Source organism: Salicola sp. AFF1 (genome assembly GCF_056783195.1).
Map to the genome: position 1 here is coordinate 19,316 of NZ_JBXAYL010000021.1, position 19,511 is coordinate 38,826.

The following is a 19,511-nucleotide window of genomic DNA, read 5'->3' on the forward strand; positions in this document are numbered from 1 at the left end:
GGGATCACTCCTCGTTGGCGTGGCCGTCAGTTGCCGGTACCGTGACAGACACCTTGAGGTGCCTGCGGTCTTCCCGGTTCATTCGCTGCAGATGCTTGATGGCGCTCTCATTGAGCACGGTCCCCTTGACCATCAGGAGGATGCCATTGGCGTTGACCACATCCCGGGTCAGCTCCATACCCGGCCGCAGGTCCGAAATGGGCAGGACCCTGCCGGTTCCATCGTCCTGCGGTTCCAGGCTGAACTGGCGGACCAGAGGCTCCAGCGCCGTCAGGACTGCCGGGTCGTAGCAGCGTCCGGATTGTTCCTTCATGCTGGCGTAGGCCTCCGAAGGGGAAACGGGGGGCTCCCTGAGCAGGGGCGTCTGCTGGCCCACAAAATCCCGTGCTACCCGGATGATACGGGCCCCCAGGGGCACCTCGTTGCCGCTCAGACCGTCCGGGAAGCCACTGCCATCGAGGTTTTCCATGTGCGCCCGGATCAGCTCGGCGCAGGGACGCAGCGCCTTGATCGGCATCAGGGTCATCTCGCCCAGCGCCGGGTACTGGCGGTATTCCGGAAGGTCGCGGAAAGTCAGCCGGGTTTCTGAGCGGCCCAGAACGTCGTCATTGAGGCTCAGCTTGCCAACCTCGTGCAGCAGCGCGGCGTAGTAGATGTAGCGGGTCTGGGCGGTTTCCAGCTCCATGCGCTGGGCAAGGCGCCGGGCAAGGTCCGCCACCTCCCGGGAGCGGCCCTTGACCAGGTGGGGGCGGGAGGCGATGACTGAGGAGAAGACGCGGACAAAAGCGTCATAGCTGTTCTCGAGCTGACGGAAGGCCTTCTGCAGATCGGCGGAGCGGGACTCCAAAGCACGCGTGCGTTCATTGACCCGTTGTTCCAGCTGCTGGTTGAGTTGCTGGAGCTTACGGTTGTTTTCCCGGCTCTCGTCCAGGAGTTTCTTTTTCTGGCGCTCCAGTTTGCGGATGCGCAGGCCTTCCTCGATAGCCTCGATCAGCGCGTCGTTATCCCAGGGTTTGGAAACATAGCGGTTGATCCCGCCCTGGTTGAGCGCATCGATGGTAGCGCTCATGTCCGCATAGCCGGTCATCAGAAAACGCACAGTGAAAGGCCAGCGCCGCCGGACTTCGCTGAGAAAGTCGGCGCCGTCCATCTCCGGCATGCGCATGTCGGAGACCACCAGGTCGATTGGGGTCTCTTCCAGTATTGCCAGGCCCTCGCGGCCGCTGGTGGCGTACCAGCAATCGTACTCATGGCGGCGCAGCAAGCGCCGCAGGGAACTCAGGATCGCCTCTTCATCGTCAACGAACAGGAGGCGGAAGCGATAGTCGCTCATCCTTCGCTCTCCTGCGAAGTCTGCTGGATGGGCAGGATGACGTGGAAGCTCGTGCCCTCGCCCGGAGTGCTCTCGACCTGCAGCTCACCCTGGTGGCTCTGCACAATGCCGTAGGACAGGGACAAGCCGAGGCCCGTGCCCTTGCCCACTGGTTTGGTGGTGAAAAACGGCTCAAAGAGACGATCAAGGTTCTCGGCGGAGATGCCCGGCCCGTTGTCGGTAATACGAACCGCGATCCGGTTGTCGTCAAAGCGCTCCGTGGTGATGTGGATCAGGCCTTGCTCCTCAATGGCCTGGGCGGCATTCACCAGCAGGTTGAGGAAGACCTGGCCCAGCTGGGAGTCCACGGCTGTGATCGGGGGGAGTTCCGCTTAATGGGTCTCGACCGTGGCCTTGTATTTGATTTCATTACGGGCAACGGACAGTGCCTTGTTCAGGCATTGATGAATGTCCAGCGACTCCATCTCGCCAGTGTCGGTGCGGGAGAAATCGCGCAACGACCGGATGATCTTCTCCACGCGTTCAATGCCCTCGCTGGATTCCTCCAGCAGTGAGGGCAGGTCCTCGCGTATGAACTCAAGATCGTGAGTGCGGCACAGGGCCTGGAGTTCCGGCGTATTGAGGTCCTCCCCCAGGGCCTTGGCGAACGCGTCGTTGAGCGTAAGCAGGGATTCGGTGTATTCCCGCAGCGAGGAGAGGTTGGAACGCACAAAACCGATGGGGTTGTTGATTTCATGGGCCACGCCGGCCGCCAGTTGCCCGATGCTGGCCATTTTCTCGGACTGCATCAGCTGGTCGCGGGCCTGCTTGAGTTCCCGGATCAGCGTATCCTGCTCCTCCTGGCGCTGCTTCAGGGCGGCATTGCTTTGTGCCAGTTCCTCCATCAGCGAGTTGCGCTCCATGGCGCTGATCGCCTCATGGATCAAGCGATGGGCGTTGAGTTCGTTTTCATGAGTGAAGGGCTCGCTTGCGGCGCGGCGTACCAGAATCAGCGTCAATTCCTGCTGCTCCCCGTGGCGGTAGGGAAGCGTCATCACCGGGACCGTGACCCCGGCCAGCGACAGAGTGCTGCTGTGGGGCGTCTCCGGCGCGATCAGCTTGTAGCCCTGCTGCTCCCAATCGCGGACCTGTTCAAGCGTCAGCTCATGCCCGACCCAGGAGAGCTGGTGCGTTGGATCGCGAGCGATACCGCCTGCCTGCGCATTACACAGAAGGCAGGCCCGCGTCAGGATCTCGTGAAAGACATTCGGCTGTTCCCTCTGGACGTTACGGAGCCACTCATGAATCTCCGACCAGAGGTAATGCTGATAGGTGCTCATGGGTCCGGTGTCCATTCGCTGGTTAGGATCTGCTCATCCTCAGTTTAATTGCTTTTGCGCATTATGCCCGCAGTGGATGTAACGCCTTTGTTTCCGCCAGTGAGTTTTTGCGTTTGGCGGGCATGAAATCGGCACAGTGGCTATGCTCAGGGAAAAGCAATGGAGATGGTCGCGATGAAACACTCCGCAGCGTTCCCTCGCCTGCTGCTGTGGGGCCTGGATGAGGCTGAATGCGACCGGCTCGCCAGCGCCAGCTCTAGGATCGGGTTCCCCGAGGCCGAAATGGTATCCGCCGTGACGTCGCCCGACGTGGAGGCCCTGCTGGAGGCCGGGGACGTCGATCTGGTTGTGATGCGCGGCGATGGCGGCGGCCCAGGCGCCTCCCAACCCACAATGACTGACCATCTGGTGGCGCGTCACCCCGGCACCGGCTTTCTGATCCTGGGCGTCGATGACGGGCAAGCCCCGGGCAACGGGCGCTTCAACGTTCAGGTTCTGGCGGAGTCCGACGCCCGGGGGCAGGCCTTTGAGCGGGCGCTGGGGCAGCTGCTCAACCAGGTCTGGTTCTGCCAGCGCTCGGCCCTGTTCCACGCCTGTGTCGAGGCCAGCGTGAACGGCATTCTGGTTGTTGATGCCGGGGCCCAGGACATGCCGATTGTCTACGTCAATGAAGCCTTTTCCCGGATTACCGGTTATGAGCTGTCGGAGGTCTATGGCTTGAACTGCCGTTTTCTCCAGAGCGGCGACCGCAAACAGCCCGGGGTTGATCAGCTGCGCATGGCCGTGCGCGCGGGGCAGGAGGCAACGGTCCAGCTGCGCAACTATCGCAAGGACGGGACCGAGTTCCGTAATGAGCTCCATATTTCGCCGGTGTGGGAGAGCGACAACCGCATCAGCCACTATGTGGGGGTGATCAGTGACGTCTCCGCCCGTGTGCGGGCGGAATCCACGCTCGCCTACCGGACCCGCTATGACGTGCTTACGGGGCTGGCCAATTTTGAGCACTTCAAGGGCCGCCTGGGCGATGCCTGCAGGGAGTCGGAGCATCATCACAACGCCGTGGCCCTGACGCTGTTGAATATTGACAACTTCAAGGCCATCAATGCGACTTTCGGTGCCGCTGCCGCGGACCAGCTGCTCCAGGCGGTGGTGGAGCGGGTAGCGCCATTGTTGGGGCGCGGTGACCTGCTGGCCCGCCTGAGCGCTGATGAGTTTGGGATTCTTCAGACCGAGGTCCTGGGGACCCAGGATGTCAGTTCGGTGGTGGAAGAGGTTGTAGCGGCCATGGCCATCCCGTTCCGGGTGGAGGGGCATGAATTGTTTGTGACGGCGAGCGCCGGTATTGCCTGGACCCAGGAAAACGCGGTTGGGCCTGATGATTTGGTGAGTCATGCGAGCCTCGCACTGCGCAATGCCAAACAGGCGGGAGGTGGCAGTTATCGCTGGTACAGCGAGTTTCTCGCGGAGGAAGTGGAGTGGACACTGAGGCTGCATAATGACCTCCAGCACGCGCTGTCCAATGAGCAGTTCGAGGTCTATTACCAGCCGGTTGTCGAATCGCTCAGCCAGGAAATCGTGGGCGTTGAGGCCTTGCTGCGCTGGCAGCACCCCGAGCAGGGGTTGCTGTACCCCGGCGATTTTCTACAGGTGGTTGAAAGTGGCGGGCTGATGGTTGAGCTGACGGATTGGATTCTGGACCAGGTGTGCTCCGACCTGCAGCGGTTCATGGAGGAAACCGGGCGCGTGCTGTGGGTGTCGGTTAACATCTCTCCGAATCACTTTGTTCGCGGGGATGTGGTGTCGTCGGTCAAGGGTGCGCTGGAGCGCACCGGCCTGGCGCCGTCCTGCCTTAGCCTGGAGCTTGTCGAGTCCACGTTCCTCTCCTTTGACGAGCCGGTGCGCCGGGCGCTCGACAATGTTCGCGCCCTCGGTGTGGGGTTGATCATTGACGATTTCGGGGCGGGCTTTTCCAGTCTGAACTACCTGAAGCAGGTCCCCGCCTCCCGGATCAAGATTGATCGCTCCTTTGTCCGCGATGTGGTCTCGGACAGTGCGGATGCGGCAATCACGCGAGGGGTTATTGCGCTCGCCCATAAGCTGAACCTGAAGGTTGTTGGCGAGGGCGTGGAGGATCAGTACCAGTTGGCGTTTCTATTGCGCAATCATTGCGATCTCGTTCAGGGCTTCCTGTCCGGGAGGCCGATGCCGTTTGAGCAGTTGCTGACATTTGATCTGAGCGCCGAGATCCGGGCCGCTTTTGCCGAGGTGAACGGTGGTGAGTCCGGTAATCAGGCCGCCCGGCGCCTGTTGATTCTTGACGATGAGCCTAACATTCTCCGGTCGTTGAAGCGGCTTCTCAGAAGGGATGGCTATGAGATCCACACCGTAACCTCGGCGGAGGAGGCGCTTAACCTGCTCGCTCTGTACGAATTCCAGGTGGTGCTGTCGGACCAGCGCATGCCCGAGATGACGGGGACGGACTTTCTGAGTCGCGTCAAGGATCTCTATCCGGATACGATCCGCATCGTCCTGTCCGGCTATACCGATCTTGATTCCGTTACCGATGCCGTAAACCGGGGGGCGATCTATAAGTTTCTGACCAAACCCTGGGATGATGAGCAGTTACGGGATCAGATCAGGCAGGCTTTCCTGCATCATGCCGCCGCCCTGGAGGATAGGGGGCAGTAGTATCGAGGAGCGCCCCACCATGGGGTGGGGCACGCGGGAGCCGGCTTACTTGAGCTTGGTTTCCCGATAGGGAACGTGCTTACGCACAACCGGATCGTACTTTTTGATCTCAAGCTTGTCCGGTGTGTTCCGCTTGTTCTTCGTTGTGGTGTAGAAGTGGCCCGTGCCGGCGCTGGATGCCAGCTTGATCTTTTCGCGCATGGTTGTCTCCTCAGACCTTCTCGCCGCGGGCACGCAGGTCTTTCAGGACCGTCTCGATACCCTTCTTGTCAATGGTGCGCAGACCCTTGGTGGAAACGCGCAGTTTTACAAAGCGCTTTTCGCTTTCCACCCAGAAGCGGTGGGTCTGCAGGTTGGGCAGAAACCGCCGCTTGCGATGGTTCATGGCGTGTGAAACGTTGTTACCGGTGGCCGTGCGCTTACCGGTCACCTGACAGATTCTGGACATATTCGGCCTCCAACTGAGCGTTGGTCATAATGATTGAAATCGAATCCCGCGCCCGGTGGTGCCCTGCCGCCTTTGCATGCATCCGCTGACAGCTCGCGCCCGACGCTCCCGGAAAAGGCCGGTTTTATACCAGAAAAGGCCGCCTGACGCAAAGGTTTTCGTTCTCAGAGGTGCCCCGTTTCCGCCATGGAGGCCACCTCATCATGGCCCACGATCATGTGGTCCAGTACGCGCACGTCAATCAGTCCCAGCGCGGAACGCAGCCGTTCCGTGAGGGTGACGTCCGCGCTGCTGGGTTCGGCCACGCCCGAGGGGTGATTGTGCGCCAGGATCACGGCGGCCGCGTTGGTCTCCAGGGCGCGGCGGACCACCTCACGGGGGTAGACGGCGGCGCCGTCGATGGTACCGGTGAACAGCTCTTCATACCGGATCACCCGGTGCCGGGTGTCCAGGAACAGGCACGCGAAGACCTCGTGGTGGCGAGTTACCAGTTTCGTCTTCAGGTAGCTCCGGGTAGCTGCCGGCGAGGTCAGGGGCTCGCCATTGATCACCGGTGATTCCAGCACGCGCTGGGTCATGGTCAGAGCCGCCTGGAGCTGGGCGTACTTGGCGGTACCCAGCCCGGGCGTCTGGCAGAAGCGCTCCGCCGAGGCCCCCGTAAGGGCGCGCAGGCTGCCAAAGGCGCTGAGCAGTTCTCGGGCCAGTGTCATGACCGGGCGACCGGCGCTGCCCGTGCGCAGGAAGATGGCCAGCAGTTCCGCGTCGGTGAGGCTGTCGGGACCGTGGTGCAGCAGCTTTTCCCGCGGGCGTTCCGCGGCGGGGAGGTTTTTCAGTGACATGGCGGCTCCTTCGCTGATGGGCCTGATCCTTCAGGGCACCGCTTAATGGCGATGTATCTCAAAGTCTAGCGCTGGCAGGGCCGGCTGCCAATACCGGGGTGGGATCTGGTATCTTTAGCATCAAAACAGTTCCCAGGGGCGACAGTGGGTAAACGGATTCTTCTCGGCGTTACCGGTGGCATTGCCGCCTACAAAAGCGCGGATCTGGTGCGCGGGCTGCAACGCCAGGGGCATGAGGTGCAGGTGGTGATAACCCGTGGCGCCCGTGCCTTTGTGCAGCCGCTCACCTTCCAGGCCCTGAGTGGCCATCCGGTGCGGGAGAGCCTGCTTGATCCGGAGGCGGAAGCCGGCATGGGGCACATTGAGCTGGCCAAATGGGCGGAGCTGGTGCTTATTGCTCCCGCCTCGGCGGACAGCCTGGCCAAGCTGGCTACCGGCCTGGCGGATGACCTGCTGACGACGGTCTGCCTTGCCACCGAGGCCCCGATTGCGCTGGCGCCGGCCATGAATCAGGCGATGTGGCGCAATGCGCGTACCCAGCGTAACCGGACGCTGCTGGCGGAGGATCCGCAGTTCCGGGTATGGGGCCCTGACGCCGGGGACCAGGCCTGTGGTGATACCGGACCGGGGCGTATGCTGGAGCCCGACGTGCTGGTGCAGGCAGTAGCTGACCTGGCGGAGCAGCCGCTGGCCGGGCTCAAGCTGGTGGTGACCGCTGGCCCCACCCGGGAGGCGCTGGATCCGGTGCGCTACATCTCCAACCACAGTTCCGGTCGCATGGGCTTTGCATTGGCCGAAGCGGCGGCGCAACAGGGGGCGGAGGTCACTCTGGTGGCCGGCCCCGTTGAACAGCCCACACCAGCGGGAGTGACCCGCATTGACGTGACCTCTGCCCTGGAGATGAAAGACAGGGTGGACCGCGCGGTTGCGAACGGTGCGGACTGGTTCATTGCCACCGCGGCGGTGGCGGATTATCGGCCGCTGGCGGCTGCCGACCAGAAAATAAAGAAGCAGGCGGAAGGCGAAACGCCCTCCATTGAGCTGGTGGAGAACCCGGACATCCTGGCTGGCGTGGCCGCACGCCAGCAGCAGCGCCCTTTGACCATTGGCTTCGCCGCCGAGACGCGGGACCTGGCCGACTACGCCCGGGACAAGCTCAGCCGCAAGGGCCTGGACCTGATCGTGGCGAATGACGTCGCCGCGCCCGGCCTTGGCTTCAACAGCGACCGTAATGCGGTTGAGGTGTTCTGGGCGGGCGGCAGTGAACGGTTCGAGGCGCGCCCGAAGCGCGAGCTGGCCAGGGACCTGATGCGTTTCTTCCTGGCCTGTGCCACACACCGTTAATCCCAACTCTAGAGGAGTTCTTCCCTGTTATGGCGAATCCGTCCATTGAAGTCCGGGTGCTCGACGAACGACTGGGCGACAGTATCCCCATGCCCGATTACGCCACGCCCGGCTCTGCCGGGCTGGACCTGCGCGCCTGCCTCAAGGCGCCATTGACGCTTGAGCCGGGCCAAACCGAGCTGCTGCCAACAGGGATGGCGGTGCACATCGCCGATCCAGGGTTGGCGGGCATGATCCTGCCCCGCTCCGGGCTGGGCCATAAACACGGCATCGTGCTGGGCAACCTGGTCGGGTTGATCGACTCGGATTACCAGGGGGAACTGATGGTTTCCTGCTGGAACCGGGGGCATACCACTTTCACCGTGGCCCCCGGGGACCGCATCGCCCAGTTCGTGGTGGTGCCTGTGGTGCAGGCGGATTTCCGGGTGGTTGAGTCATTCGGCGCCTCCGAGCGGGGCGAGGGAGGCTTCGGCTCCACGGGCGGCCAATAGGATGCAATCCCCGGCCAGCCATCTATACTGGCGTTCACAGCCCATCCAGATCCAAGGATAACACCATGAAATTCCGACTCAGAAAGGCCGACTCAGGGGCGGGATCCGAATCGGGCGGCGCCCGCGCTTTTCCGCTGTTCCGGGTGCCGGCGCTCCAGTCGCTGGTTGTTGTCGCCGGCCTGGCTCTGGCGGGTGTCCTGCTTAATGCCCTGCTGGTCTCGCCGGCAGAGCATCAGGTCCTCAAGGACCAGGCCCGGGAGCGCACTGAGGAGCTCAAATCCCGCTTCGACCAGCACCTGGGCTATCTCCACGATGTGGTGGCCGGCTTTGCGGCTCAGGAATCCACCCATGAGGCGGCTACCGGCAGTGGTGACCAGAAGGATACCGCTCGCGTGCTGCAGGCTACGCTGCCGGCGGCAAAGGCCGTGTTCCTGTTTGAGCCCGGGGATGTCAGCCAGCCGGAAGGCCGGAGCTGGGAGCTGGGGTTTGCCAGTATCGATCTGGCGCGCCAGGCCGAACGCTCTGGTGAGCCCAGTATGGATGCGTTCCAGCGTGATGGCAGCTGGTTTGTTCAGGTTGCGGCGCCGGTTGCCGGCTCGGAGGGCGGTAGCCTGTTGGCGATTTTTGATGACTCGGTCATGGCGCCGGTGTTCTCGGCTACAGGGGAGCTGGCAGGGCGCGTGACGCTGCGCCAGCGGGTGGACGGGCGCGAGGTGCCTGTTTTCGCCCGGGGGAGCGCCCAGGGCGATGGCGTGGTGCGGGATCTGGCCGTCAGTGGCTGGTCGGTGCGTTATGTGCCGGCTTCCCGGGAGCCGCAACTGATCTCGCCGGTGGCATTCTGGGGGGTGCTTGCCGTTGTGGCCTTGCTGACCATAGGCGGGATCTGGTCGGTCTTCGGGCAACTCCAGAAGCAACTCCGGCAGGATGTATCCGGGCTGAGCCAGTGGGCCCAGAAAGCCCTGGCGGGTGAACGGGTGGCAATCCCGGAACTCCGTATCCCCGCAGCGAGGGCCCTGGCGGAGACCCTGCAGCGCCTGGCCCGGGAACGCCCGGCGGCAGCCCATGGCGAGAGCCGTTCGGCTGGGCCCGGCACGGCGTCGCCGGGCACCCCGGCAACGTCGTCCGCCACCGGAGCCGCACCGGCTGCGCAGGAAGAGGCTGGTGGTGACAGCGAACCGCTGTTCGGGGATGATGCGCTCGACATTGACATGCTCAACGGCGACGAGGATGTGCTTGGACTTGGAGACAGCCCTGAAAACAGCGGCAGCAGTGAGGACAGCATGAGCATTGAAGAAGACACAACGCCACTAGTGGAGGTTCCGGATTCCATCTTCCGGGCTTATGACATCCGGGGTGTTGTGGGCGAGAGCCTGACTCCGGAGATTGTGGAGGCGATTGGCCGGGCCATAGGAAGCGAGGCGCTGCAGCGGCGCCAGAACCGCATCTGCGTTGGCTATGACGGGCGCCATTCCAGCCCTGAACTGGCCGAAGCCCTGGCAAGCGGCATCCTGGCAACGGGTGTGGACGTGATCAGTATCGGCCGGGTACCAACACCGGTGCTGTATTTTGCGACCCATTATCTGGAGACGGGCTCCGGTGTCATGATCACTGGCAGCCACAATCCCCCCGCCTACAACGGCCTCAAGATGATGCTTGGGGGCGAGACCCTGGCGGGCGATGCCATCCAGGCTCTGTTGGCCCGGATTCGTAACCGGCAGCTGGAGGAAGGTCAGGGGCAGCGCAGTGAGCGGGATGTGCGCAAGGCCTATATCGAGACCATCGCTGGCGATGTGGCGGTGGCCGCTCCACTGCGGGTGGTCGTGGATGCCGGTAATGGGATCGCGGGTGAGCTTGGCCCGGAGCTGATCCAGGAACTGGGTTGTGAGGTGACCCCGCTGTATTGCGATGTGGATGGCGATTTCCCCAACCACCATCCGGATCCGGGCAAGCCGGAAAACCTGGAGGCGCTGGTCCAGACGGTGCAGAAGGAGGGCGCGGACCTGGGCATCGCGTTCGATGGCGATGGTGACCGCCTGGGCGTGGTCACCAACAGTGGCAAGATCATATGGCCGGACCGGCTGTTGATGCTGTTCGCGCGTGACGTGGTCTCCCGCAACCCGGGCGCCGACATCATCTACGACGTGAAGTGTTCGCGCCGGCTTGCCGGGGTAGTGAACGAGTACGGCGGCCGGCCCGTCATGTGGAAGACCGGCCACTCCTGGATCAAGGGCAAGATGAAGGAGACGGGGGCGCTGCTTGCGGGTGAGATGAGCGGTCACATCTTCTTCCGGGAGCGCTGGTACGGCTTTGATGATGGCCTCTATGCGGCGGCACGACTGCTGGAAATCCTGGGGATCGAGGACCGCGAGGCGGATGCCATCTTTGCCGAGTTCCCCGAGGACGAAAGCACCCCCGAGATCAACGTGGCGGTTGCGGATGAGGACAAGTTCGCCCTCATCGACCGTCTGGCCAGCGGTGGTGACTTCGGCGAGGCCAGCATTGCCGACATTGACGGTCTGCGTGTGGATTACCCGGACGGTTGGGGGCTGTGCCGTGCCTCCAACACCACGCCCAACCTCGTTTTGCGCTTCGAGGCCCAGAACGCCGAGGCACTGGAACGGATCCAGGGCGTTTTCCGTGACCAGCTGCAGAAGGCGGAGCCCTCGCTGCAGGTTCCATTCTGATTTCAGGAGCAGAGCATTCCATGACCATGGATCGTGACACGGCCATGCAGGTGGCCTCGGTACTCAGCCGGGGGCTGCCTTACATCCAGCGTTTCACCGGCAGGACCATCGTGGTCAAGTACGGCGGCAACGCCATGGAGAACGAGGAGCTGAAGAACACCTTCGCGCGGGACATGGTCCTGATGAAGCTGGTGGGCATCAATCCGATCGTGGTCCATGGCGGTGGGCCCCAGATCGGGGATCTCCTGGAGCGGCTCGATATCCACTCCGAGTTCGTGAACGGCATGCGCGTGACCGACAGCGAGACCATGGATGTGGTCGAAATGGTGCTGGGTGGCCGCGTGAACAAGGAGATCGTTTCGCTGATGAACCAGCATGGCGGCAAGGCCATTGGCCTGACGGGCAAGGATGCCGGACTGATCCGGGCGCGCCAGCTGGAGGTCCGGAACCCCTCGCCGGAAGTGACCCGTTCTGAGATTGTGGACATTGGGCATGTGGGAGAAGTTGTCTCCGTGAACACGGACGTCATCAACATGTTCACTGCCAGTGACGTGATCCCGGTGATTGCGCCGATTGGCGTGGGGGATGATGGCGCGGCCTACAACATCAATGCCGATTCCGTCGCCGGCCATGTGGCCGAGGCGTTACAGGCTGAGAAGCTGATTCTGCTGACCAATGTGGAGGGGCTTCAGGATGGAGACGGTGAGGTTCTGACCGGCCTGAGCGCTGAAAGGGTGGATGAGCTGATTGCGGATGGCACGATCCAGGGGGGCATGCTGCCCAAGATCCAGTGCGCTCTGGATGCCGTGAAAGGCGGGGTGACCTCGGCCCACATCATTGATGGTCGGGTGGCTCATGCCACCCTTCTGGAGATCTTCACAGATGAGGGCGTGGGAACGCTGATTACTCGCTCCTGACCGTTTCCGAATCCACTGGCGCGAAGTAGGGGGCATACTGGTGGATCCACTCCGCGGCCGCCTGATCCAGGGTCAGGTAACGCCCCTTCTGGATGACCTGATCCAGGCGGTACTGCTGGATGTGGCAGGCCTGTTCAACGAGTCGCATCCGGTACGCGTCCGTTGTGTCCTCGAAGGCCACCCCCACTTCGTAATGGTCACTGCAGGCCTCGCACCAAGCGACGTGGCCGTCCATGCTCGCAGTGGGTGTACAGCAACTGATGCCAATGCGTACGGGAGTGCCCTTTTCCCAGGGCTGTTCCGAGGAGAACGCCACGCCACCCAGGCTCAGGTTGCGCATTTCTTCCCGGTACCGTTCGCCCTGGCGAGGCTCCACGTCAATCGGCATATCGATGGGGTGCCGGATAAAGGTCCGGCCTGAATATTGGTGCGCGTTCATGGCGCCTCCTGTAACCCGCGGCAGTTATCCTCTGCCTCTTACCCCTACTATAGTGAATGTCATACGTTTTGCCCGGCTCATGCTGCGGTGTGTGCGATGGTTGCCGCATTATCGCGCATGGATCAGGTACGATAGGATGTTCATCACGTTTTGTCCTACGCCATGACCCCGGACGGTCGACTATGAAAAGACTAACAGGCGCCCTGGTGATCCTGTTGCTGCTCGGAGCGAGCGCCTTCTATGCCTCGCTCTGGTACGGGGCCCGGTCTGCGGCCCAGGAGTTGGGCCAGGCGGTCAGTCCGTGGGGCAATCTTCGCTGGGATGTGGTCCGCCCGACATGGGATGGCAACGTGATGTTGCAGGGGGTTCGGTGGCACTGGTTTGACATTACGCGGCCGGTCAAGGCGCAGCGTGTCATCCTTGAAGCACCCGGGCTGCTGGCGCTGCCAAAGTGGCTCCTGCGGGGCGAGCAGCCGTCTCGTTGGCAACTGCAGGTGGATAACCTTGAGCTGGTGGTGGAACCCGATCTTTTCCGACCCTGGGCCCGTACCCAGCGCGCCCTGTCGCTCAAGCGCCACCCCCTGCATTTCCACGGCTGCGGCAAACAGCCGGCGCTGACACCCGCGGACCTGTTGCGCATGGGAGTGGACCGGGCCAGTGGCGACGTGGAACTCGTGGATCGTGGCAGTGGGGCGGATGGCTACCGTTACCATGCGGCGGTGGATGCCGGGCGTCTCGGGAGTCTGTCACTGGACTGGCGTTCGCAGCCGTTGCGGCTGCCGGTCCTGTCCGACGACTGGACCCGGCCCGCGTTGCCCACGCAGGCGCGATTGCTCGTCCGGGATGCCGGACTGATGAGGCGCCTTTCCTCGTTCTGTGCGGCGGCCGAGGATGAGCCCGTGGGGGAGTGGGTACGCCGTGCGTCGCGTAATTGGGCGGCCGGGATGGCGGAGCAGGGACTGGTTCCAACCGGCGCCACAACGTCGCTTTACCGGGATTGGCTCGCTGAAGGGGGGGAGTTGGCGCTCGAGTGGGCGTTGAAGGGAGAAGCATGGCCCGGCACTGGCACGTCAGCGCCTCAATGGCAGCAGAAATCAGGGCTCCGGGTCATCCACAACGATCACGAGCTGGAGGGTATTGGTTTCAGCGTGCGCGAACCCCGGGAACCGTCCGCCGAGCCGGAGCGTTCGCCCCTGGTGTCCGAGGACGGGCCCAAGCCGGAGCCGGCATTCCGAGAGTCGGATACGGAAAGGGCCAGTGCCTGGATCGACCGTCGTGTGCGTTTGGAGCTGAGCTCGGGACGACGGATTGAGGGCCGGCTTGTGGCGCGCGAAGGGGACCAGCTGCACATCCGGCGCAGGCTTGAGGGCGGTACAGTGGTGGCGCCGTTCCAGGTAACGGCTATCGAACAGTTTGAGGTCTGGCGGCGCGCTGATGATATGGGTCGTCCGGTCTCCGATGGCGAACGTGCGCCGGGGCTGGATGATTTTCTGAACCCGGACCTTGGTCAAATACACCCCATACCGCCAGAACCAGGCTCTCGGGAGAAGTAGAATGCAACGACCGATTCCGGATATCCGGACGATGCTGGGCGAGCTGGTGGCCATGCCCTCCGTCAGCAGTGTGAGCCCGGCCTGGGACCAGAGCAATGAAGCGGTGGTGGCACGGTTGGCGCAATGGCTGGGCGATCTGGGGTTCAGCGTGGAAACCATGCCGGTGCCCGGGGCGCCGGGCAAGTCCAACCTCATCGCGACCAAGGGCCAGGGCCCGGGTGGGCTGGTTCTCTCCGGCCATACGGACACCGTTCCGTTTGATGATCAGCGCTGGCAAAGTGACCCGTTCGCGCTGACCGAGCACCAGGACCGCTGGTACGGCCTTGGCACCTGCGACATGAAAGGTTTCTTTCCTCTGGCCCTGGAGGCGGCCTGGCGGATGCGCGATCAGGCGCTCGCGGCGCCCTTGGTGATTCTGGCCACGGCCGACGAGGAGAGCGCCATGGGCGGTGCCCGGGCCCTGATTGAGGCTGGGCGCCCCAAGGCCCGGCACGCATTGATCGGCGAGCCCACGGAATTGCGGCCCGTCCGGATGCATAAGGGCATCATGATGGAGCGCCTCATTTTCCGTGGCCAGTCCGGCCATTCCTCCAATCCCGCGCTTGGTCGGAATGCACTGGAAGGTATGAATGAGGCACTGGGACGGATCCTGGCGTACCGGGACGAGCTGCAACGCGACCACCGTCATCCCGGGTTCCGGGTGGCGTACCCGACCCTGAATCCGGGCCATATCCATGGGGGCGATAACCCCAATCGCATCTGTGGCGAGTGCGAGCTTCACTTTGACCTGCGTCCGCTGCCGGGAATGGATCCGGCCGCACTGCGCCAGGGCATTCTCGAGCGGGTGCAGCCGGTGGCCGAGCAGCGGCAACTGAGCTGTACCTTCGAGCCGCTGTTTGACGGTGTTCCGCCCTTCGAGGAACCGGCCAGCGCCCGCCTGGCAGGCATCTGTGAGCGCCTGACCGGCCATGCGGCGGAAGGCGTTGCCTTTGCCACCGAAGCGCCCTTTCTGCAGCAGCTTGGCATGGAGACCCTGGTGCTGGGGCCGGGCTCCATTGATCAGGCCCATCAGCCGGACGAGTTCCTGGCCCTCTCCCAGATCGAGCCCATGGTGACTATACTGACCGGCCTGATCGAGCAATGCTGTAGCAAGGGAGGAGCCCAGGGTGAGTGATCACGACTGGCTGTACTGGTTTCGTCATTCCGCCCCCTACATCAATGCCCACAGGGGACAGGTGGTGGTCATCAACCTGGGTGGCGAGGCGCTGGCCCATCCCAACCTGACCACCATTATCCATGACATGGCCCTGCTGGCGAGTCTCGGGGTACGGCTGGTGGTGGCCTTTGGGGCGCGTCCGCAGATCCACCAGCGCCTGTACGAGGCGGGCGAAACCTCGGGCTATCAGGGGGGACTGCGGGTGACCACGGAATCTCAGCTGCCGCTGGTGCTCGAGGCCGTGGGCCGGGTCCGGGCGCTGCTTGAAAGCCGTCTGTCGATGGGACTGGCCAACTCGCCCATGCATGGGGCCCAGATCCGGGTTGCCAGCGGTAATTGGCTGACCGCCCGCCCCATAGGCGTTATTGAAGGGGTAGACCATGGCTATACCGGACGGGTGCGCCGGGTGGACGCGGCCAGTATTCAGGAACAGCTGGCGCTTGGCCAGGTGGTGCTTCTGCCGCCGTTGGGGTATTCCGCCACGGGGGATGCCTTCAACCTTTCCCACGAGGAAGTGGCCGGCGAGGCCGCGGCAGCGCTGGAGGCGGATAAACTGATTCTGTTCAGTAACCGCAACGGCATCCCGGATGCCTGTGGCGGCCTTATCCGGGAGCTCAGCGTTGCCCGGGCCCGGGAGCTGCTCAACGCAGGCAGCCTGGACGATGATGATGCTGCCGCCCTCGGGGCGGCAGCCAATGCCTGCGATCGCAACGTGCGCCGTGCGCATGTGATCAGTTATGAGCGCGAAGGCGCCCTGCTGGAGGAGCTCTTCACGCTTGATGGGCTCGGTACCCTCGTGACCGATGACGATTATGAGCACATCCGCATCGCCACTCCGGAAGACATCAACGGCATCCAGGAACTGATCCAGCCCCTGGAAGCCAGGGGCATCCTGGTCAGTCGGCCCCGGGACCTGATCGAAACCGAGATCGACCGGTTCCTGGTGGACGAACGGGACGGACAGGTGGTCGGCTGCGCCGCGCTCTACCCCTATCCCGCCAGCGCCATGATGGAGCTGGCCTGTTTTGCCGTGAGCCCGGATTACCAGGGCGGCGGGCGTGGTGACCGCCTGCTGGCGATGGTTGAGCGTTATGCCCGTGCGGAAGGACTTGGTGAACTCTTTGTGCTCACTACTCAAACCTCTCACTGGTTTGCGGAACGCGGCTTTGCGTCGGTTGGGGCGGATGCTTTGCCGCCTGAAAAGCGTCGTGACTATGATACAGGCCGCAACTCGCGGGTTTTCGTAAAACAACTCTAGACTACGGATTACCGTGATGCGGAAACCCGTAATGGTCTGTCCATGTGGTATCGCCGTACGCTGCTACCGGTATCGGAAATGCAGGGAAACCTCATGGAAAGGGGCAACGCAGGACTGCTCAGCCGCAACGCGGGACGGCGGGATACGCGCCGGCACAACATCCGCCTTGCTGTAAGAGCGGTGACATCGCATGGCCTGTCCTGGCTTTGCCAGGTAACCGACTTCTCCTCGGAAGCGGTTTCCGTGCGCTATCCCGCCTCGCGCGAGCCCGCAGTCCGTCACTGGCTGGATGCGGGCGGGTATGCCCTCCGCCTCCAGTTTCACAACGGAGGGCTAGACCGCTGGCAGACCATCCATGGTTATGTCATCCGTTCCGCTCCCGGGGCTCTGGTGATCCGCTTTGCCGACGATGCCCTGAGGGGGTTCGAGACACTGCTGGCCCAGGCCGGTCTGGCCCCCTCCCATCAGTACCAGGCTCCAGATGTGATCCCGAGTCGAGCCCTCTCCGCAAGGACCCGTGGCCATCAGGCGGAGGTGGCGGTGCAACAGGCCGTGATTCCACCCGTGCCGTCATTGATCGAACCGGCCAATCTTCGTCCGGACACCCGGAGCGGGCCTGCCCTCCAGGAAGCCGTTGCCCAGCTTCATAATCCCGGCCAGGCGGATGGCAGTGCTTTCCCCGCGGCGCTGATTCCGGGGCTGGTCCGCGCCATGGCGGAAAGCCCGCGCATGACGGGGCGTGGCCGGGCATTGCTGGAATGGCTGATGCCAGTGATTGAACGCTGCCTGGAACGGACACCGGAGGCGCTGAGCCGCAGCGGGCATCCGTTGCGCCGCCTTTTGAACCGGCTCGGTGATCTCGAGACAGCGGACCATGAAAACCCGGGGCCCTGGCCCGAGGCGCTGCTGCGCGTACTGCGGTCCTCGCCGGTTCTGGATGAAGAGGCGCTGACCGAGGCGACCCGGATCCTTGGGAGCGAACTCCAGCAGCGCGATGAGGTTCATCGGCGCAATCTGCGGCGTGTGACCAAGGCGGTGGCTGGCAGCGAACGTCTGCGGGAGGCGGAGGCCGCGACGGACAGGGCGCTGGATGAGCGGTTGCTGGGAGCCCCGATTCCGCTCGTGGTACTGCGCTTTGTGGAAAACGACTGGCGCAACCGGCTGGTCCTGCTTCATCTGCATGAAGGCGCAGCCGGACCCACCTGGCAGAAAGCGCTGGCTCTCCTGGATGCGCTCCTGGCGCACCATGAGCACGCTGGAACAACCGCTACCGACGCCATCAGTGAATGGCTTGAGGCCATTTGCACCGACCCGGGCGACTTCGAGGCGGCCCAAGCCATGATCGGCAACTGCCTGGATCAGACCGGGGAACAGGAGCGTGTGCGCCTGAGTGAGGGGTTTGCGCAGGCGGAAGAAACCTCCACAGAGGACGAGCGTTTGCAGCAGTGGCGCCCGGGCCTGGAAGCACTGCCCGTGGGCAGCTGGTTCACTGATGAGCACCATGGCCAACCGCCGGTGAGGCTGGCTTGGACCAATGCCAGCCGTGGACGTTTCGTGCTGGTGACCCCCTCAGGGCGCAAGCAGTACGACCTCAGCCTGGCCGAACTGGCCCATGAAGTGGCGGAAGGGCGCCTCATCCCGGTGACCCGTCAGGACCATTACCTTGTGGATGAAGCTCAAGGCCGGCTACTGGAACGCCTTTATGAACAACGCATCCAGGAGACCATCACCGAGGCCGACACGGGGCTGGTTCATCGGGAGGCGTTCCTGGGATGGCTTGAGCGCACGCTGTGCAATGCGCCACTGGACCGGAAACATGCCCTGGTGATCCTGGGGTGGGATGGGGGCATGGAGGCGTCTGCTGTGGCCTCGGAAGTGCGCCGGGAATTTGGCAGCGGCGATATGATCGGCCGGGTCGGCGCTCGCCGACTGGCGTTCCGGTGCCGGCGGGAGGGCCTTGAGCCCTGGCTGGTGCTGCTGATGCAGCGTTGCAATGCACAGGTCGCGGAAGCCGGCAATCACGTCTGTGCCGGCGTTGCCGTGGGTGATCCGGCGATCGTGACAGCGGCCCGGTGGTATCACCTGGCGGAGGCGGCCCTCAGGCAGGTGTCGCTGGAACACCCGCCCGCCTTCCGTTTTGCCAGTGTTCCCGCCGAACGGAGTCACTACATACGCCAACTGGTGGACAGGCTGGCGGGCAACGGCGCGCTGCGCCAGGATGAACTCGTGCTGCAGGCGCAGCGGCTCATTCCGCTGCATGGCTCAACCCGGATGGCGGCCCAGTATGAGCTCCTGCTGACGTTGCCAGATGAGCACGGCAACCTGATGACCGCCCGGGAGCTGATCCCGCTTGCGGAGCGTTTCGCCGGCGCCAGGAACCTCAATGATTGGTTGATGCAGTCGGTTCTGGATTGCCTTTCCAGCCCCATGCAGGCGTTGCCGGAAGCCAACCCGGGGCTCGGGATCCCGGTGCTTGGGTATACATTGACCGAACCTGGGCTGGTGCGCTTCATACAGGAAGTGTTCCGGATTCATCCCTGTCCGGTGGAACGTCTCTGGTTCTGTATCTCGGAAGTCGATGCGTTGGCGGATCCGAACAAGGTTGCGCTGTTCATGCGCGAGGTGCGCGAGCTGGGGTGTCGCGTCTGTCTGGATGCGGACGAGACGGGCGCCGGGCTGGCTCAGCTGATCAGGCGGCTGCCCGTGGACCTGGTCCGGGTGCGCCCCCGGGTTCCTGAAGAGGATGGCGGGGGTCATGAGTCCAGGATAAGGGCGGTTGTAACGGCGGCCCACCAAATGGGGGCCGAGGTGATTGCCTCCGCGATCAGCCGCCCGGAGCGTATAGAGCGGCTGCGTGAGCTGGGCGTGGACTATGCGCAGGGCAGTGCCATTGCACGGCCCCATCTGCTGCACTACTGAGGCTTGTCAGCGGGGGGTGCCCCGTGCACCATAGCGGATTCCCGATGGGGGGAATACCAGCGC

16 protein-coding genes are annotated in these 19,511 nt (G+C 63.5%); 9 read left to right on the forward strand and 7 right to left on the reverse strand.

The genetic code is table 11. From position 1 onward, the window contains the following. Positions 1-4: 4 nt before the first annotated feature. Genes nosR through AC1RQI_RS13125 form a run of 3 tightly spaced genes read right to left on the reverse strand, consistent with a single transcriptional unit; the run spans position 5 to position 2,652 of the window. Positions 5-1,333 (reverse strand): response regulator c-di-GMP phosphodiesterase, NosR family, encoded by a 1,329-nt coding sequence (gene nosR, locus AC1RQI_RS13115; RefSeq protein WP_481905123.1) that lies wholly within the window; start codon positions 1,331-1,333, stop codon positions 5-7. After that, a complete protein-coding gene (locus AC1RQI_RS13120) occupies positions 1,330-1,680 on the reverse strand; it encodes a sensor histidine kinase (RefSeq protein WP_481905124.1) in 351 nt (116 codons plus the stop codon). Before AC1RQI_RS13120 ends, nosR begins: the two co-directional genes overlap by 4 nt. A 24-nt stretch (positions 1,681-1,704) precedes the next feature. Beyond that, positions 1,705-2,652, reverse strand: coding sequence for a histidine kinase dimerization/phospho-acceptor domain-containing protein (locus AC1RQI_RS13125; RefSeq protein WP_481905125.1), 948 nt, complete (start codon positions 2,650-2,652; stop codon positions 1,705-1,707). Positions 2,653-2,826: 174 nt separating this feature from the next. Here AC1RQI_RS13125 and AC1RQI_RS13130 point away from each other — a divergent pair, with 174 nt between their 5' ends. Continuing rightward, positions 2,827-5,340 (forward strand): EAL domain-containing protein, encoded by a 2,514-nt coding sequence (locus tag AC1RQI_RS13130; RefSeq protein ID WP_481905126.1) that lies wholly within the window; start codon positions 2,827-2,829, stop codon positions 5,338-5,340. A 45-nt stretch (positions 5,341-5,385) separates the two neighbouring features. On the opposite strand, the gene rpmG is transcribed toward AC1RQI_RS13130, so the two are convergent. The 3 genes from rpmG to radC all read right to left on the reverse strand — a co-directional run bounded on the left by rpmG (position 5,386) and on the right by radC (position 6,627). Next, a complete protein-coding gene (rpmG, locus tag AC1RQI_RS13135) occupies positions 5,386-5,541 on the reverse strand; it encodes a 50S ribosomal protein L33 (RefSeq protein ID WP_416633172.1) in 156 nt (51 codons plus the stop codon). A gap of 10 nt (positions 5,542-5,551) precedes the next feature. Further along, complete coding sequence (gene rpmB / locus AC1RQI_RS13140; protein WP_416633173.1) at positions 5,552-5,788, reverse strand: 50S ribosomal protein L28; 237 nt, start codon at positions 5,786-5,788, stop codon at positions 5,552-5,554. A gap of 164 nt (positions 5,789-5,952) precedes the next feature. After that, the gene (radC, locus tag AC1RQI_RS13145; protein WP_481905127.1) at positions 5,953-6,627 is read right to left on the reverse strand and encodes a RadC family protein; all 675 of its coding nucleotides are present in this window, start codon (positions 6,625-6,627) and stop codon (positions 5,953-5,955) included. A gap of 144 nt (positions 6,628-6,771) precedes the next feature. Between radC and coaBC the strand changes: the two genes are divergently transcribed. The 4 genes from coaBC (at position 6,772) to argB (ending at position 12,063) form a co-directional block, all read left to right on the forward strand. Beyond that, a complete protein-coding gene (gene coaBC, locus AC1RQI_RS13150) occupies positions 6,772-7,971 on the forward strand; it encodes a bifunctional phosphopantothenoylcysteine decarboxylase/phosphopantothenate--cysteine ligase CoaBC (RefSeq protein ID WP_481905128.1) in 1,200 nt (399 codons plus the stop codon). 29 nt (positions 7,972-8,000) lie between these two features. Continuing rightward, on the forward strand, positions 8,001-8,462 hold the full coding sequence (gene dut / locus AC1RQI_RS13155) for a dUTP diphosphatase (RefSeq protein ID WP_416633177.1): 462 nt from the start codon (positions 8,001-8,003) through the stop codon (positions 8,460-8,462). A 65-nt stretch (positions 8,463-8,527) separates the two neighbouring features. Further along, on the forward strand, positions 8,528-11,146 hold the full coding sequence (locus AC1RQI_RS13160) for a phosphomannomutase/phosphoglucomutase (RefSeq protein ID WP_481905129.1): 2,619 nt from the start codon (positions 8,528-8,530) through the stop codon (positions 11,144-11,146). A 20-nt stretch (positions 11,147-11,166) separates the two neighbouring features. Continuing rightward, entirely contained in the window at positions 11,167-12,063 is an 897-nt protein-coding gene (gene argB / locus AC1RQI_RS13165; RefSeq protein ID WP_481905130.1) for an acetylglutamate kinase, read from the forward strand. Here the strand turns inward: argB and AC1RQI_RS13170 are convergent. Then, complete coding sequence (locus tag AC1RQI_RS13170; protein ID WP_481905131.1) at positions 12,050-12,502, reverse strand: PilZ domain-containing protein; 453 nt, start codon at positions 12,500-12,502, stop codon at positions 12,050-12,052. The two genes, argB and AC1RQI_RS13170, sit on opposite strands and share 14 nt — an antisense overlap. Positions 12,503-12,684: 182 nt before the next feature. Here AC1RQI_RS13170 and AC1RQI_RS13175 point away from each other — a divergent pair, with 182 nt between their 5' ends. From AC1RQI_RS13175 to AC1RQI_RS13190, 4 genes are all read left to right on the forward strand, one after another. Further along, positions 12,685-14,055, forward strand: coding sequence for a hypothetical protein (locus AC1RQI_RS13175; RefSeq protein ID WP_481905132.1), 1,371 nt, complete (start codon positions 12,685-12,687; stop codon positions 14,053-14,055). Position 14,056: 1 nt separating this feature from the next. After that, positions 14,057-15,229, forward strand: a complete 1,173-nt coding sequence (gene argE / locus AC1RQI_RS13180) for an acetylornithine deacetylase (RefSeq protein ID WP_481905133.1) — start codon at positions 14,057-14,059, stop codon at positions 15,227-15,229. Continuing rightward, positions 15,222-16,529, forward strand: a complete 1,308-nt coding sequence (argA, locus tag AC1RQI_RS13185) for an amino-acid N-acetyltransferase (RefSeq protein ID WP_481905134.1) — start codon at positions 15,222-15,224, stop codon at positions 16,527-16,529. The genes argE and argA overlap by 8 nt, the downstream gene beginning before the upstream one ends. Before the next feature lie 93 nt (positions 16,530-16,622). Continuing rightward, positions 16,623-19,448 (forward strand): DUF1631 family protein, encoded by a 2,826-nt coding sequence (locus tag AC1RQI_RS13190; protein WP_481905135.1) that lies wholly within the window; start codon positions 16,623-16,625, stop codon positions 19,446-19,448. Positions 19,449-19,511 lie beyond the last annotated feature (63 nt).

Coding starts and splice junctions, on each gene's coding strand:
- nosR (WP_481905123.1), bottom strand. CDS start 1,333: ATGAGCGACTATCGCTTCCGCCTCCTGTTCGTTGACGATGAAGAGGCG.
- AC1RQI_RS13125 (WP_481905125.1), bottom strand. CDS start 2,652: ATGAGCACCTATCAGCATTACCTCTGGTCGGAGATTCATGAGTGGCTC.
- AC1RQI_RS13130 (WP_481905126.1), top strand. CDS start 2,827: ATGAAACACTCCGCAGCGTTCCCTCGCCTGCTGCTGTGGGGCCTGGAT.
- rpmG (WP_416633172.1), bottom strand. CDS start 5,541: ATGCGCGAAAAGATCAAGCTGGCATCCAGCGCCGGCACGGGCCACTTC.
- rpmB (WP_416633173.1), bottom strand. CDS start 5,788: ATGTCCAGAATCTGTCAGGTGACCGGTAAGCGCACGGCCACCGGTAAC.
- radC (WP_481905127.1), bottom strand. CDS start 6,627: ATGTCACTGAAAAACCTCCCCGCCGCGGAACGCCCGCGGGAAAAGCTG.
- dut (WP_416633177.1), top strand. CDS start 8,001: ATGGCGAATCCGTCCATTGAAGTCCGGGTGCTCGACGAACGACTGGGC.
- AC1RQI_RS13160 (WP_481905129.1), top strand. CDS start 8,528: ATGAAATTCCGACTCAGAAAGGCCGACTCAGGGGCGGGATCCGAATCG.
- argB (WP_481905130.1), top strand. CDS start 11,167: ATGACCATGGATCGTGACACGGCCATGCAGGTGGCCTCGGTACTCAGC.
- AC1RQI_RS13170 (WP_481905131.1), bottom strand. CDS start 12,502: ATGAACGCGCACCAATATTCAGGCCGGACCTTTATCCGGCACCCCATC.
- AC1RQI_RS13175 (WP_481905132.1), top strand. CDS start 12,685: ATGAAAAGACTAACAGGCGCCCTGGTGATCCTGTTGCTGCTCGGAGCG.
- argE (WP_481905133.1), top strand. CDS start 14,057: ATGCAACGACCGATTCCGGATATCCGGACGATGCTGGGCGAGCTGGTG.
- AC1RQI_RS13190 (WP_481905135.1), top strand. CDS start 16,623: ATGGAAAGGGGCAACGCAGGACTGCTCAGCCGCAACGCGGGACGGCGG.